This window comes from Streptomyces sp. KPB2, from assembly GCF_003950055.1.
Taxonomy (GTDB): Bacteria; Actinomycetota; Actinomycetes; order Streptomycetales; family Streptomycetaceae; genus Streptomyces; species Streptomyces salinarius.
Map to the genome: position 1 here is coordinate 2247839 of NZ_CP034353.1, position 15744 is coordinate 2263582.

Annotated in this window: 9 protein-coding genes and 1 pseudogene; 4 read left to right on the forward strand and 6 right to left on the reverse strand. The window is 74.7% G+C overall.

Annotated features, from left to right (window positions below; all coding sequences use genetic code 11):
• The first annotated feature begins 61 nt into the window (after nt 1-61).
• From D1J63_RS09605 to D1J63_RS09620, 4 genes and pseudogenes are all read left to right on the forward strand, one after another.
• Nucleotides 62-1018, forward strand: coding sequence for an ABC transporter permease (locus D1J63_RS09605; RefSeq protein ID WP_241235691.1), 957 nt, complete (start codon nt 62-64; stop codon nt 1016-1018).
• Nucleotides 1015-1947: an ABC transporter permease gene (locus D1J63_RS09610; RefSeq protein WP_125628579.1), complete on the forward strand. Its 933-nt coding sequence runs from the start codon at nt 1015-1017 to the stop codon at nt 1945-1947. The genes D1J63_RS09605 and D1J63_RS09610 overlap by 4 nt, the downstream gene beginning before the upstream one ends.
• Nucleotides 1944-2894: pseudogene (locus D1J63_RS09615) on the forward strand (ABC transporter ATP-binding protein); the annotation flags it as partial. The gene D1J63_RS09610 and the pseudogene D1J63_RS09615, both read left to right, overlap by 4 nt.
• A gap of 737 nt (nt 2895-3631) precedes the next feature.
• Nucleotides 3632-4687: an ABC transporter ATP-binding protein gene (locus D1J63_RS09620; protein WP_164712773.1), complete on the forward strand. Its 1056-nt coding sequence runs from the start codon at nt 3632-3634 to the stop codon at nt 4685-4687.
• A gap of 102 nt (nt 4688-4789) precedes the next feature.
• Here D1J63_RS09620 and D1J63_RS09625 read toward each other — a convergent pair whose 3' ends face one another.
• From D1J63_RS09625 to infB, 6 genes are all read right to left on the reverse strand, one after another.
• Nucleotides 4790-5746 carry a bifunctional riboflavin kinase/FAD synthetase gene (locus D1J63_RS09625; protein ID WP_102928919.1) on the reverse strand — a complete coding sequence of 319 codons (957 nt, stop codon included), beginning with the start codon at nt 5744-5746 and terminating at the stop codon, nt 4790-4792.
• A 156-nt stretch (nt 5747-5902) separates the two neighbouring features.
• On the reverse strand, nt 5903-10459 hold the full coding sequence (locus D1J63_RS37105) for a trypsin-like peptidase domain-containing protein (RefSeq protein WP_241235540.1): 4557 nt from the start codon (nt 10457-10459) through the stop codon (nt 5903-5905).
• Nucleotides 10460-10714: 255 nt separating this feature from the next.
• Nucleotides 10715-11620: a tRNA pseudouridine(55) synthase TruB gene (gene truB / locus D1J63_RS09640; RefSeq protein WP_125628580.1), complete on the reverse strand. Its 906-nt coding sequence runs from the start codon at nt 11618-11620 to the stop codon at nt 10715-10717.
• On the reverse strand, nt 11617-12099 hold the full coding sequence (gene rbfA / locus D1J63_RS09645; protein ID WP_102928669.1) for a 30S ribosome-binding factor RbfA: 483 nt from the start codon (nt 12097-12099) through the stop codon (nt 11617-11619). Before rbfA ends, truB begins: the two co-directional genes overlap by 4 nt.
• A 77-nt stretch (nt 12100-12176) precedes the next feature.
• Entirely contained in the window at nt 12177-12470 is a 294-nt protein-coding gene (locus D1J63_RS09650; RefSeq protein ID WP_061442259.1) for a DUF503 domain-containing protein, read from the reverse strand.
• Between the two features lie 152 nt (nt 12471-12622).
• Nucleotides 12623-15679 carry a translation initiation factor IF-2 gene (gene infB, locus D1J63_RS09655; protein ID WP_125628581.1) on the reverse strand — a complete coding sequence of 1019 codons (3057 nt, stop codon included), beginning with the start codon at nt 15677-15679 and terminating at the stop codon, nt 12623-12625.
• Nucleotides 15680-15744: the final 65 nt, after the last annotated feature.

Below are 15744 nucleotides of genomic sequence, written 5' to 3' on the forward strand. Positions count from 1 at the left end.
GGACGGGAAGCGGGCGTCCGCGGCACCGCGGGGGCGCTCCCGCGGCGGGTATCCGCGGTACGTGGCGGGCAAGTTGGCGGGCGCGGTCGTCTCCCTGTTCGCCGTCCTCGTCACGAGCTTCTTCCTCTTCCGGCTGATCCCCGGCGACCCGGTGAAGTTCATGACCGGTGGCCGTCCGGTCTCGGCCGAGCAGCTCGCCGTGTACCGGGAGGAGTTCGGGCTCGACCTGCCGATGTGGCAGCAGTTCACGGACTACTGCGCCAAGGCGCTGACCGGGGACCTGGGCACGTCGTACCAGTTCCACTCGCCCGTCGTCGACAAGATCACCGAGGCGCTGCCGAACACGCTGCTGCTGACCGGAACGGCCTTCGTGCTGTACACGGCGCTGGGTGCCTTCCTCGGCACGCGTTCGGCGTGGCGGCACGGCGGGCTCGGCGACCGGCTCAACACCGGCCTGGCGCTGACGCTCTACTCCATCCCGTCCTTCTGGCTGGGGCTGCTGCTCATCATCGTGCTGTCGGTGGGCGTGGACCCGATTCCGGGTCTCTTCCCGACCGGCGGGATGGAGTCGGGCCGTGAGGAGGGGCTCGCCCACGTACTGGACGTGGCGCACCATCTCGTCCTGCCGGTGGTGACGCTGGTCGCCGTGGAGTACGGGCAGACGCTGCTGGTCACCCGGTCGGCGCTGCTGGACGAGATGGGCAGCGACTATCTGACGACCGCGCGGGCCAAGGGGCTCAGGGACGACCTGGTACGGCGCCGGCACGCGGTGCCCAACGCGCTGCTGCCGACGGTGACGCTGGTCTTCGTCAATCTCGGGCGGACCGTGGCGGGAGTCATCCTCGTCGAGACGGTCTTCTCCTGGCCGGGTCTCGGCGGGCTTTTCTACCAGGCGCTCAGCGTGCCCGATCTGCCGCTGGTGCAGGGGCTGTTCTTCGTCTTCGCCGCCGCGGTGATCCTGATGAACACGCTGGCCGACCTGTTGTATCCGATGCTCGATCCGAGGGTGGGCCGATGACCGCCGAAACCACCGAGCCTGCTGTGAAGCCGGGTACGCCCGGGCCGCGTGCCCTCGCCCGGCGGCGGCGCCGTGCCTCCGCGGCACGCTTCTGGAGGGAGTACCGCAAGCACCGCGCGGGGGTGTTCGGGCTGGCCGCGCTGGTGCTGTTCGTGCTCGTGGCCCTGACCGCGCCGCTGACCGTCGGGTCGGACGTGGACAGCGTGACCGACGCGCCCGGGCAGCCGCTGCAGAGCCCGAGCGGCCGGTTCCCGCTGGGCACCGACCAGTTCGGGCGGGACCTGCTGGGTCTGCTGGTCTGGGGCTCGCGGGTCTCCCTGCTCGTCGGGCTGCTCGCGGCGGTGCTGTCCGTGCTGATCGGCGCGCTCATCGGCATCACGGCCGGGCACTTCCGCGGCTGGTACGCCACGGTGATGATGCGGATCACGGACTGGTTCCTGGTGATGCCGACCCTGGTGCTGGCGATCGTGCTGGCGACGGTGCTGTCCCGGTCGCTCGGCACGATCGTGCTCGCGATCGGCGTGACGACGTGGCCCACCACGGCGCGCCTGGTGCGGGCGCAGACGCTGGCGGTGGAGTCGCGACCGTACATCGAGCGGGCGAAGGCACTCGGGGGCGGGCACTGGCACATCATGTCGCGGCACGTGCTGCCCAACGTCATGCCGCTGATCCTCGCGCAGACCACCCTGATCATCTCCTCCGCCATCCTGGCCGAGGCGACCCTGGCCTTCCTCGGGCTCGGGGATCCGATGGTGGTGTCCTGGGGCGGGCTGCTGCAGGACGCGCGGGAGGCGGGCTCGGTGAGTTCCGGCGACTGGTGGTACCTGGTGCCGCCGGGCGTCGGGATCGCGGTGGTGGCGCTGGCGTTCACGTTGTGCGGGCGTGCGGTGGAGGCCGTTCTCAATCCCAGGCTGGGGGTGTCCCGTTGAGTCTGCTGGAGGTCCGGGACCTGAGGGTGACGTATCCCGGGGGTGCGGCCGCCGTGCGCGGGGTCGATCTCACCCTGCGGGCGGGCGAGAAGCTCGGGATCGCGGGCGAGTCCGGCTGTGGCAAGTCCACGCTGGCACTGGCGTTGCTGCGGCTGCTGCCGCCGGGTGCGCGGGGCGGCGGGGAGATCCTGCTGGACGGCGAGGACGTGCTCACGATGAAGTGGGGCCGGCTGCGGGCGGTGCGGTGGGCGGGGGCGTCGATCGTCTTCCAGGGCGCGATGCACTCGCTGAACGCGGTCCACCGTGTCGGCGACCAGATCGCCGAGCCGGTCGTGCTGCACCGCAGGGCCACCGCGGCCGGTGCGCGCAGGAGGGCCGGTGAGCTGCTGGAGCAGGTGGGTCTGCCGGCGGCGCGGGCGAGTGCCTACCCGCACGAGCTGTCCGGTGGTCAGCGGCAGCGGGTGATGATCGCGATGGCGCTGGCCTGCGACCCGCGGCTGATCGTCGCCGACGAGCCGACCACGGCGCTCGACGTGATGATCCAGGCGCAGATCCTGCGGCTGATCGAGGGCCTGGTGGGCGCGCAGGACGTCGGCCTGGTCATGATCAGCCACGATCTCGCGGTGCTGGCCGACACCTGCGACCGGCTCGCGGTGATGTACGCGGGCCGGGTGGTCGAGGAGGGCCCGGCCCGGCAGGTGTACGCCGACGCCCGGCACCCCTACGCCCGGGCCCTGTCCGGGGCGTTCCCCAGGATCGGGGACCCGGCCTCGCGGTTCGCGCCGCGCGGCCTGCCGGGCGACCCTCCCGACCCGGCGGCGGTGCCGTCGGGGTGCGCCTTCCATCCGCGCTGCCCGGTCGCGCTGGACCTCTGTGCCACCGAGGACCAGGCGTTGCGGCCGGCGGGGCCGGGACGCCGTGCGGCGTGCGTGCACGTGGGGGCGGACGGCACGGGGACGCCGGGCGACGGCGGGGCGGTCGCCGAAGCCGGAGTGCCCGACGGGGGCGGGGTGCCCAACGAGGGCGGGGAGGCTGCCGACAATGGGGACGCGGAGCGCGGAGCCGGCCCCGCGACCGGGGCGGCCACCGAGAGCGCCGAGCCGGCCGGGAACGGCGCCGCTTCCGTCGCCGGCCCGACCGCCGAGCCCGGCAAGCCCTCGGGAAGCGGCACCGCCGCCCCTGGCCGGACCGCCGCCGAGGCCGGGGCATCCGGCACGAGCACAGGCTCCGCCGACAGCGGGAACGCGGAGAGCGAGGCCGGCCCCGCGACCGGGGCGGCCACCGAGAGCACCGAACCGACCGGGAACAGCCCCGCACCCACCGCCGGACCAGCCACCGCCCCCGGCCGGACCGCCGCCGAGGCCGCGGCATCCGGCGAGACGGCGGGCGGGCGGCCGGTGAACTCCGGCGACCCCGCCCTCCGGACCGGACCCACTGCCGAGACCTCGGCCGGGGACGCTGCCGACGATGAGGGACCCGTGGGCAACAGCGCCGCCATCGACAGCGGGACGCCCGGCGAGGGCGCCGAGGTCGCCGCGGAACCTGGTGCCGGTGCTGCCGCAGAGGGGGCCGGCGGCGCCGACGGGAACGGGACAAGGGCCGGGCGCGGAGCCGTGGACGACCCTGCGAGTGGGGCCGGCGGGGACGCGGCGGTGCGGGACGACGGAGTGAGGAGCAGTGCCCCATGAGCGGCAGCAAGGGCGGCAGCGAGGGCGGCGGCGAGGGCAGCAGCACAACCGGTACCGAGGCCCCGCTGTTGAGCGTCCGGGGTCTGCACATCGCCTTTCCCGGGCGGCGCGGGGCGGCCGCCGCGCGGGCCGTGGACGGGGTCGACCTCGACATCCGGCGGGGCGAGATCGTCGCGCTGGTCGGCGAGTCGGGCTGCGGCAAGACGACCCTGGCCCGTGCGCTGCTCGGCCTGGTCAGGCCGACCGGCGGGCGCGTGGCCTTCGACGGCGCGTCCCTCGCGTACTCCGCCCGGGCGCTGAAGGCGTACCGCAGGCGGGCGCAGCTGGTCCTGCAGGATCCGAGCGGCTCGCTGAACCCGCGGCACACGGTGTACGACATCGTCGCCGAGGGCCTGCGCATCCACGGGCGCGCCGGGGACGAGCGGACGGCGGTGGCCGAGGCGCTGGCGCGAGCCGGGCTGCGGCCACCGGAGCGGTTCTTCCTGCGCTACCCGCACGAGCTGTCCGGCGGCCAGCGCCAGCGGGTCGTCATCGCGGGTGCGCTGGTGCTGCGGCCGGAACTCCTCGTCGCCGACGAGCCGGTGGCGTCCCTCGACGCGTCGGTGCGCGGCGAGATCCTGGCCCTGCTGCTGCGGCTGCGCACCGAGCTGGGGCTGGCCGCGCTGGTGGTGACCCACGACCTGGGGCTGGCCTGGAACATCGCCGACCGGGTCGCCGTGATGTACCTCGGCCGGATCGTCGAGACGGGGCCGGTGGAGCAGGTGCTGACGGCGCCCCGGCACCCCTACACCCGGGCCCTGCTGTCCGTGCTTCCGGAGGCGCCCGGCACCCCGGTGGTGCTCACCGGCGAGCCGCCGGACCCGTCGTACGTCCCCGGCGGCTGTCGCTTCCACGTACGCTGCCCGGTCCTGGCGGGCGGCGAGGCCGAACGCGCCGGGGTCGCGGACGCGTGCCGGACCACGGAGCTGGAGATCCTGCGCGGCGGCGACGCGTCGCAGGTCGCCTGCCACTGGGCCCGGGCGGACCGGTCCGCGGCCGGGCGGCCGGGCTGACGGGGCGTCGACCGGGCGGGGAAGCCGACGGGGACGGCGGAAAAGCCGGCGGTGACGACGAGGACCGCCGTCGGCGCCCGGCGGCGGGAAGACCGCCGGGGCTCAGCGCCCGGGCGCGTCCGCCGCGGTGATCTCCCGGCACCGGTCGACGTCCTCGGCCATCTGCGCGAGCAGCGCGTCCAGCGTCTCGAACTTCGCCTGTCCGCGTACGAAGGCCACGAAGTCCACGGCGACGTGCAGGCCGTACAGCTCCAGGCCCACGCGGTCGATGGCGTACGCCTCGACCGTGCGCTCGGTGCCCTCGAACTGCGGGTTGGTGCCGACGGAGATCGCGGCCGGCATCGCCTCGCCCTGGGCGTGCAGCCAGCCGGCGTAGACGCCATCGGCCGGGATCGCGGTGTGCGGGAGGGTCTCGACGTTGGCCGTGGGGAAGCCCATCTCACGGCCCCGCTGGGCGCCGCGCACCACCACGCCCTCCACGCGGTGCGGGCGGCCCAGGATCTCGGCGGCGCCCGCGACGTCTCCCTCGGCGACCAGGCGCCGGGTCAGCGTGGAGGAGAACGGCTCGCCGCCGCCCGCCTCGCCGGTGACGTACAGGTCGACGACCTCGACCTCGAAGTCGTAGACCTTGCCCTGCTCGACGAGGAAGTCCACGTTCCCGGCGGCCTTGTGGCCGAAGCGGAAGTTGGGGCCCTCGACGACGGCCTTGGCGCGCAGCCGGTCGACCAGGACCTTGACCACGAAGTCGGCCGCGGAGAGCTTCGAGAACTCCTTGGTGAAGGGGAGGATCAGCACCGCGTCCACGCCCAGGTCCGCCATCAGTTCGGCCCGGCGGTGGTGCGGGGCGAGCAGCGGCGGGTGGCTGCCGGGGCGGACGACCTCGCTGGGGTGCGGGTCGAAGGTGACGACGACGGCCGGAACGCCCAGCTCGCGGGCGCGGTCCACGGCGTGCCTGATGATCAGCTGGTGCCCGCGGTGGACGCCGTCGTAGGAGCCGATGGTGACGACGCTGCGTCCCCAGTCCTCGGGGATGTCCTCCAAGCCACGCCAGCGCTGCACTGTGTCCGCTCCTTGGTGCTTCCGTGGTTTCCATGGTTTCCGTGGTGACCCTTGCGCAGGACTAAGGGTGCCATGCCGTCCGGCTCCCGCCCGCATCGGCATCGGCGCTGTGACCGGGTGCACGCCGTGCGGGCCCGGTGGGCGGTCGCGGCCGGGTCAGGCGGGGACTCGGGCGCCCGCCAGCTGCTCGATCGTGCGGCGGGTGCTGGGGCCCACCAGCGCGGCCCAGTCCCCGGGTGCGTCGGTGAGCCAACCGGTCAGGCGGGTGGCGAACCCGGGGACGTGGCGGGCGAGGTCGACCAGGCCCCGGTCGAAGCGGGTGGCGCCCTCAGGGGTGCGTACCAGGATCTGCCCGGTGCGGTGGACGAGGGCGCGCAGTTCCCCGCGGTCGCACCGGGCCGCCGCGTGCAGCAGCGCGTCCAGGACGGCGGGGTCCTGCTCGTGGGCGAACAGATGCTCCCGCAGTGCGCGGCGCAGCGGGGCGCCCGCCGTGGCCCCGTCGGCGGCGAGGACGGTGGCGAGCGCGGCCCGCGCGGGCTCGGGACCGTCGTCCAGGAGGCGGGTGACCAGCGGGAGGAGTACGGCGCGGGGTGCCGGGTCCCGGTCCAGGCGTCGGTCGACGTACGCGGCCAGGTGCCCGGCGGTCTCGGGGCGCTCCGCCACGGCCCGCCCCACGAGGGCGGCCACCCGGTGGGTCAGCTCGGGTGTGGTGGCGTCGGCGAGCCTGCGCAGCGCCTCCCCGGCGTCCGGGCCGAGCAGGCGGGCCCGGAACGCCTCCAGGACGGGCTCGGGGTGCGTCGGCAGGGCGGTGGCCACCGCGCTCGGCGGAAGGTACGGGTCGCAGGCGGCGAAGTGGTCGAGGGCTCTGGGGAGGTGGCGGTCGCGGCAATCGGGGTCCTGGACCAGCAGCGCGAGCGCGCCACCGCGCAGGGGGCTGTGGGAGGGGCCGGCGAGCAGCACCAGGGCGGCGTGGCGGAGCAGGGTGCGGTCGGCGCCGGTGCGGGCGTGCGGGGCGGTGCGCAGTCCGTGGGTGACGGCCGCGGTCTGCCGCGCCGGGCGCTCGTCGCGGGCCCAGCGCTCCACGGCGCGGCAGAGCGCGGACGGCTCTTCCTCGGCCAGGACGGCGAGCAGTTCGTCGGCGCGCCGGTGCGCGCTGTCGACGAGCACCTCGGTGAGGCCGTCCAGACCGCGGTGGCGGTGGGTGTGCAGCAGCGCCTGCGCGGCCGTCGCGACGGTGGCGTGCGGGGTGGCGGGCAACGGCCGCTCGTCGTCGAACCAGCGGACGAGGAGCGGTTGTACGGCCGAGGGGTCGGCGGTGAGCAGCCCGGCCACGGTGTCGAGGTGGCGGGGGCCGGGCTCGTGCGGAGGGCGGTCGGCGAGGACGAGGCGGCGCAGCAGGTCCAGGCGGGTGGACTCGGGCAGGCGCAGGGCCGTCCAGAAGCCGGGCCCGAACACCTGTGGCGTCGGCTGCCCCTCCGCTCCCCGTTCCGCGATGCCGTCGGCGAGCAGTCGCAGGACCTCCGTGTACGGCGTCGCGTCGGGTACGCGGGTGAGCACCCCGGCGAGGAGTCGGGCGGCCCACCAGGAGTGCGGGTCGAGGTCGAGGGCGTGCACCAGCTCCTCGAGCGTCAGCGCGAGTTGGGGGACGCCGTGCTGCCGGGCGAGGAGCAGGACCGCCTCGACGACGGAGCCGATGCGGTGGTGCGGGACGGGGAGGGTGTGCGTGCCGTGCGGGGTGTCACGGCGGTGGACGAGGGCGCGCAGGGCCTCGTCCAGGTCGAGGTGGGTGCCCTGGATCCAGTCGGCGAGCGCCTCGTGCGCGAAGCGGTAGCCGCTGCCCGCGGGGACGAAGAGGCCTTCGGCGAGCACGGCCGAGGCCCAGCCGGTGCCGCCGCCCAGCCGGGCGGGGGCCGGTCCCCACGGGAACAGCGCCCCGAAGGTCTCCCGGTCCAGTCCGCCCTGCCCGGGTCCGAGGCTGCGCCGGGCCGCCTCGTGCACCTGCCCGGAGACCTTCGCCGCGAGCCGGCGCACCGCGGTGCCGTGCAGGCCGTTCTCCCCGGCCAGGCGAGTGGCGATGCGCAGGCACATCAGGTCCAGGTATGCCGCGTAGACGGTGTCCCGGGTGACGGGGACCGGGGCCGGGGGGCCGGGGAGGGCGGCGTGCACCTCCGCGAGCAGACGGAGGGTGAGGGGGTGCCCGGCGTCCGCCTCCGCCAGGACGCCTTCCGGCACACCGTGGCGTGCGCGCGCCTCGCGGGCCTCGTCGTCACGCAGATCCCCCAGGCGGACACAGGGCGGAAGCCCGGCATGCCCGCGCCCCAGAGGGCCTGCGGACACCGTCTCGGAGCGCGCCGCCTCGGCGGACGCCCGCCTGGGGTACGTCGGTTCGGCGGAAGCCGACCCGGAGCGCGCCGCCTCGGCGGACGCCCGCGTGGGGTACGCCGGTTCGGCGGAGGCCGACCCGAAGCTCGTCGCCTCGACGGACACCCGCCCGGGGCACACCGACTCGGCCGTGGTCAGCGCGGAGCGCGTCGCCTCGGCGGACACCCAACCGGGGCACGTCGGCTCGGCGGAGGCCAGCCCGAAGCACGTCGGCTCGGCGGAAGCCGACCCGGAGCGCGCCGCCTCGGCGGACACCCAACCGGGGCACACCGACTCGGCGGAGGCCAGCCCGAGGCATGTCGGCTCGGCGGAAGCCGACCCGGAGCACGTCGCCTCGACGGACACCCAACCGGGGCACACCGACTCGGCCGAGGCCGGCCCGGAGCACGTCACCTCAGCGGAGGCCGGCCCGGAGCGCGTCGCCTCGGCTGACACCCGCCCGGAGCACGCCGGCTCGGCGGACACCGGGCGCAGGTCGGTGGCTTCGGGCCCTCCTCGCGTGGCTGTGGCGGCCGTTCCGGCCGGCGATTCAGGTCCTCCCGCGTCGCCGGTGCGACGCGGCCACGGTGTTCCGCGGGTCGCCCCGGGCGCGGCGGCTCCGCCGACCGTCCCGGACCGGGGCACCCCGTTCTCCGCCCAGCCCGACGCCCCCTCCCCCGCCCGGGACACCGGCACACGACCAAAGGTCACGCCTCCGGGCGACACACCACCGACCGGCACATGACCGGCCGCCGCCTCCGCCGACCGGGTTCCGTCGAGCATCCCGCGCGTCCCCGCGCCGGGGTCCGCCCCCGGCGCCTGCCCCCGGAAGCCGCTTCCGGACGGGGACACTGCACCCGCCTCCCCCGTCCCCCCTGCGGAGGCCCCCCGGGGCGACGGGAGCTCCGCCACCCACCCGGACGCCCCCGCCGCGGCCGCCGGACCGGACGTCGGCCCACCGGTGGACCGAGGGATCGACGACGGCGTGCCCGAAACCGCCCCGTACAGCAGCTCCCCCGGGAACTCCGCCCCCGCGTGCTCCCAGTACTCCGGGCGGCAGGCCACCACGAGCCGTGCCCCCGTCTCCCGCAGCCAGGTGGCCGTGCCCTCGGTCCACTCGGGGAGGCGGTGGGCCAGGACGGGCGGCATCTCCTCGGGACCGTCGAGGAGGACCAGGAGGGGCCGGCCGGCGGCACCGGCCAGGTGGGCGAGGCGTTCCGGGGTGATGTCGCCGAGGCGGGCCGGGCGGGAGGGGTCCGAGGCGCCCACGATGCGGGCCGCCCCGGCCAGCGTCCGGCGGACCGCGTCCGCCACCGACATGTCGTCGTCGTGCAGGTCCGCCCCGCGCAGCCACAGCGTGGGCGCCGGCTCCGGGCCCCCGGCACGGCGGGCGGCGAGGGCCGCCAGCTCCGTCGTACGGCCGCTGCCCGGCGCGCCGACCAGGCCGAGGACGTGGGCGCGGCTCGCGGCGAAGGCGGCGAACTCGCGGGCCGTTCCCGCGCGTTCGACCGGTTCCGGGGTCCCGGGACCGGCGGCGGGGCGGCCCTCCCGCACCGAGGTCGCCGTCAGGGCGAGCACACCGGGCAGGTTGAGGTCGGCGCCGTACGCCGGGACCGTCGCCGCGTTCTCGGCGAGGAGGCCGGCGAGCGGGCCCGTGGTCGCGCGGCGCAGGGGGAGGGCGAAGCCGACGTCGCTGTGGCCGGAGCTGAGGGCGGTGCCGAGGACACCGAGGACGGCGCCGGTCGCCGCGTCGAGCACGGGGCCGCCGGCCGCGCCGCCGCCCAGTCGCAGGGCGTCCCGCCCGGCCGTGCCGACGGCGAGTTCCAGGGCGTCGCCGACGAGGTGGAAGCGGTCGGTGGCGGCGTAGGTGACGTCGGTGGCGCCCAGGACGCGGGCCTCGCGCCAGCCGCCGGCGGCGATGCGGACGTAGGTCCCGGGCTCGACGCGGTCCCGCGTGGTGAGGGGCAGCGGGTCGACGCCGAGGCCCCCGGTGCGGACGAGGGCCAGACCGAGGGCGGGCAGCGGGGTCACATCGGCGGCGGCCACGACCCGACGCCGGTCACCGGCGGTGCTCAGGACCAGCCGGGACAGGCCGTCGACCGCTTCGTGGCTGGTGAGCACCGTGCCGTGGTGGTCGGCGACGAACCCGGTGCCGCGGGGGCGGCCGGCGAGGTCGTGGAAGCGGATCAGGGAGGCGTCGTCGGACGCGCACCCGGCCTGGTCGGACGGATACTCCACCGGCGCGGCCTCACGGACCGCCGGGAGCCCGCTCCGCGCTTCCCGGGAGCCGTCCCCGGGCCGCTCCCCCGCCGTGCCGCCCGCTGCCCCCCGGGACCGGTTCCGCGACGCCATCGTCGAACCTCCCCGCCGTACACCCGTGCTGTGTGTTCGACGGTAGGCGCGTGATGATCAGCGGGACAGACGCCGTGGCCAACGCGCCCCCTTCCACTCCCCCGGTTCACTCCGAGCGCCTGCCCGGACGGGTGAACACAAGGGGTGGGTTGGATAGACCCTAGGGGGTGGGGGAACCGAGGGGGGACCGTGGAGCGGCGACAGTGGTAGTCCCCGTGATCGCCGCTCCACGGGCGGCCCCGGCGGTGTACCGGCTCAGCCGAAGACGGCCAGGCTCTTCGCCTTGCCCTTCTGCTCCTCCACGAGCGCGAGGAGGCGCCCGTCGGGATCGAAGACGGCGACGGCACCGGCGCCCGCGTACTCCTCGGGCATCTCCAGGCGTACGCCGTTGGTGAGCAGCCGGGCCCGCTTGGTGTCCACGTCCCAGCGCGGGAAGGCGGCGCCGGCCGCGTCCGCGACGGGCATGACCTTGAGCTCCTGCTGGAGCTGGTCCAGCGTCCGGGCGCTGTCCAGCTTGTACGGCCCGACGCGGGTGCGGCGCAGCGCCGTGAGGTGCCCGCCGACGCCGAGGTCGGCGCCCAGGTCGCGGGCGAGGGCCCGGATGTAGGTGCCGGAGGAGCAGGTCACCGAGACCACCAGGTCGAGCACCGGGGTGCCGTCCTCGGCGACGGCGTCCCGGACGTCGTACACCGCGAAGGAGGAGACGGTGACGGGACGGGCGGGAATCTCGAAGTCCTCGCCCTCACGGGCCCGCTTGTAGGAGCGCACGCCCTTGATCTTGATGGCGCTGACCTTGGACGGCACCTGCATGATGTCGCCGCTCAGTTTGGCGACACCGGCGTCGATCGCCTCCCGGGTGACCTTCGAGGCGTCCCGCGACCCCGTGATCTCGCCCTCGGCGTCGTCGGTGAGCGTCGTCTGCCCGAGCCTGATGGCGCCCAGGTACTCCTTCTCGGTGAGGGCGAGGTGCCCGAGGAGCTTGGTCGCCCGCTCCACCCCGAGGACCAGGACGCCCGTCGCCATCGGGTCGAGCGTGCCGGCGTGCCCGACGCGCCGGGTGCGGGCGATGCCCCGCATCTTGGCGACGACGTCGTGCGAAGTGAAGCCCGACGGCTTGTCGACGATGACAAGGCCGTCGGGCGTGGTGTGCTTGTCGGTCATTTAGCGGTGTCGTCCGTCTCGTCGGCCTCGACGGCGCCTTCGGTGTCGGTCTCGTCCTCGCCCGGCCTGCGGTACGGGTCCGCGTCACCGGCGTACGCGGCGCCCGCGGACGCCTCGCGCACCTTCTCGTCGGACTGGCGCGCCCGGTCGAGGAGGTCCTCGATGTTGCGGGCGGTGTCCGGCAGGGCGTCCATGACGAAGGTCAGGGTCGGCGTGAACTTCACGCCCGCCGCCTTGCCGACCTCGGAGCGCAGGATGCCCTTGGCGCTCTCCAGGCCCGCCGAGGCGGCCTTGCGCTCCTCGTCGTCCCCGTAGACCGTGTAGAAGACGGTCGCCTCCCGCAGGTCACCCGTGACCCGGGTGTCCGTGATGGTGACGTGCGAGCCGAGCCGCGGGTCCTTGATCCCGCGCTGCAGCTTCTGGGCCACCACCTCTCGGATGAGGTCCGCCAGCCTTTTCGCCCGCGCGTTGTCGGCCACTGGTCCGTCTCCCGTTCTTTCTTCTCTTGCCTGATCCGGCTTCTTGCCCGATCCGGTCGGTCCTCTGCCCGATCTGGTCAGTCGTCGTCGCCGTGGAAGCGCCGTCGCACCGACAGCAGTTCCACCTCGGGGCGGCCGGCCACCAGCCGCTCGCACCGGTCGAGTACGTCGCTGAGGTGGCCCGCGTCGCCGGACACCATGGCCAGGCCGACGACCGCCCGGCGGTGGAGGTTCATGTGCTCCACCTCCGCCGCGCTCACCGCGTACTTCCGCTGGAGTTCGGCGACGATCGGACGGACGACGGAGCGCTTCTCCTTCAGCGAATGTACGTCGCCGAGGAGGAGGTCGAAGGACAGCGTCCCCACATACATGTGAAACCGGTTCACCCGCCGGTCCGGGATCGATGGCCCCGCCGCGAACGGGCGGGGACATCAGAACCGTACAACGAACGGCCGGGGCCGATCGACGGATATTGTGCTCCGCCGACCGGCCCCGGACCGGTCACTCCCGGAAGGCGCGGTGCTTACACCCGCGGCTTCTCGCGCATCTCGTACGTCGCGATGACGTCGTCGACCTTGATGTCGTTGAAGTTTCCAAGGTTGATACCGCCCTCGAAGCCTTCGCGGATCTCGGTGACGTCGTCCTTGAAGCGACGCAGACCCTCGATGTTGAGGTTCTCCGCGATGACCTTGCCATCGCGCAGGAGGCGCGCCTTGGTGTTGCGCTTGACCTCGCCGGAGCGGATGAGAACACCCGCGATGTTGCCCAGCTTGGAGGAGCGGAAGACCTCGCGGATCTCCGCCGTGCCCAGCTCGACCTCTTCGTACTCCGGCTTGAGCATGCCCTTGAGGGCCGCCTCGATCTCCTCGATCGCCTGGTAGATGACCGAGTAGTACCGGACGTCCACACCCTCGCGCTCGGCCATCTGCGCGGCACGCCCGGCGGCGCGCACGTTGAAGCCGATCACGATGGCGTCGGAGCCCATCGCCAGGTCGATGTCGGACTCCGTGACCGCACCGACGCCGCGGTGCAGGACGCGGATGTCGACCTCTTCGCCGACGTCCAGCTGGAGCAGGGAGGATTCCAGCGCCTCGACCGATCCGGACGCGTCGCCCTTGATGATCAGGTTGAGCTGCTGGACCTCGCCGGCCTTCAGCACCTTGTCCAGGTCCTCCAGCGACACGCGGCGCGTGCGCTTGGCGAACGCGGCGTTGCGCTCGCGGGCGGCGCGCTTCTCCGCGATCTGGCGGGCCGTACGGTCCTCCTCGACCACGATGAAGTTGTCACCGGCGCCCGGGACGTTGGTCAGACCCAGCACCTGGACCGGCGTGGACGGGCCCGCCTCGGCGACGTTGTTGCCGTTGTCGTCGAGCATGGCGCGGACGCGGCCGTAGGCGTCGCCCACCACCATCGTGTCGCCGACCCGCAGGGTGCCTCGCTGCACGAGGACCGTCGCCACGGCACCGCGGCCGCGGTCGAGACGGGACTCGATGGAGATGCCCTGCGCGTCCTGGACCGGGTTGGCCCGCAGGTCGAGCGAGGCGTCCGCGGTGAGGACCACGGCCTCCAGCAGGGAGTCGATGTGCAGACCCTGCTTGGCGGAGATGTCGACGAACATGGTGTCGCCGCCGTACTCCTCGGCCACCAGGCCGTACTCGGTCAGCTGACCGCGCACCTTGGTCGGGTCGGCGCCCTCGACGTCGATCTTGTTGACCGCGACGACGATCGGGACCTCGGCCGCCTTGGCGTGGTTGAGCGCCTCGACCGTCTGCGGCATGACGCCGTCGTTGGCCGCGACGACCAGGATCGCGATGTCGGTCGACCGGGCACCACGGGCACGCATGGCGGTGAACGCCTCGTGACCCGGGGTGTCGATGAAGGTGATCTTGCGCTCTTCGTCGTTGACCTCGGTCGCGACCTGGTAGGCACCGATGTGCTGGGTGATGCCGCCGGCCTCGCCCGCGATGACGTTCGTCTTGCGGATGGCGTCGAGCAGTCGGGTCTTACCGTGGTCGACGTGGCCCATGACGGTGACCACCGGCGGACGGACGACCAGGTCCTCCTCGGAGCCCTCGTCCTCGCCGAACTCCAGGTCGAAGGACTCGAGCAGCTCGCGGTCCTCCTCCTCCGGGCTGACGATCTGAACCGTGTAGTTCATCTCGTCGGCGAGGAGCTGGAGCGTCTCGTCGGAGACGGACTGGGTCGCGGTGACCATCTCGCCGAGGTTCATCATGACCGCGACGAGCGACGCCGGGTTGGCGTTGATCTTCTCCGCGAAGTCGGTGAGCGACGCGCCGCGGGAGAGACGGATGGTCTCGCCGTTGCCGCGCGGCAGCATCACGCCGCCGACGCTCGGGGCCTGCATGGCCTCGTACTCCTGGCGCCTCTGCCGCTTCGACTTGCGACCGCGCCGCGCGGGACCGCCGGGACGGCCGAAGGCACCCTGCGTGCCACCACGGCCACCGGGGCCGCCGGGACGACCGCCGAAGCCGGGACGGCCACCGCCGCCACCGAAGCCACCGCCGGGACGGCCGGCGAAGCCGCCGCCGCCACCCGGACGACCGCCGCCGCCACCGGGACGGCCGGCGAAGCCGCCGCCGCCACCGGGACGACCGCCGCCGGGACGACCGGCACCGCCGGGACCGCGCCCGCCGCCACCGGGGCCGGGACGCGGGCCGGCAGCGGGACGCTGCGGCATCATGCCGGGGTTCGGACGCGGGCCGCCGCCGGGACGGGGACCGGCGCCGCCGCCCTGCGGACGGGGCATCGAGCCCGGGCTCGGACGGTTGCCGCCCGGAGCCTGGGGACGGGGACCGCCGCCCTGGCCGCCGGGACCCTGCGGACGGGGACCGGCGCCGGGAGCACCGGGACCGCCCGGACGGGGACCGCCCTGCGGACGGGGCGCCTGCGGGCGCGCCATGCCGGCGTTGCCGCCGGAGGTGAAGGGGTTGTTGCCCGGACGCGGACCGCCGGGACGACCACCGGGACGCTGGCCCGGGGCGGCGGGACGCTGGCCACCGGGACGGCCCTGGCCGCCCTGCTGACCGCGGTCCTGACCCGGACCGGACGGACGGCGCTCGCCGGGCTTGGGGGCACCGGGACGCGCGCCACCGGGCTTCGGACCGGCCGGAGCCTGGGACGAAGCGGCCGGGGCTGCCGGAGCGGCCGGCGGAGCGGTGAACTCCGGGGCGGCCGGGGCCGGACGCGGCGCGGGCTTCGGACCCGGCGTCGGACGCGGGCCCGGCGCCGGGGCGGACGGTGCCGCGGGCTGCTCGGCGGCCGGCGGCTTGGGAGCCGCCGGAGCCGCGGGGCCCGGACGGGGCGCAGCCGGGCGGGCCGCCTGCGCCGGGGAGGGCGCCGACGGCCTGGGGGCAGCCTTCTTCGGGGCCGCGGGACGACCGGCGGACCGGCCGTTGCCACCACCCTGCTGGAAGGCGTCTGTCAGCTTGCGTACTACGGGCGCTTCGATCGTCGAAGACGCCGAACGGACGAATTCACCGAGTTCCTGGAGCTTGGCCATGACGACCTTGCTCTCGACACCGAACTCCTTGGCGAGTTCGTAGACCCGGACCTTAGCCACTTCGCTCCTCTGAGGTCCGGGTTGCGTCCGGACCGTCGCTAGTTCATGGGCGTACTCATCGCGTA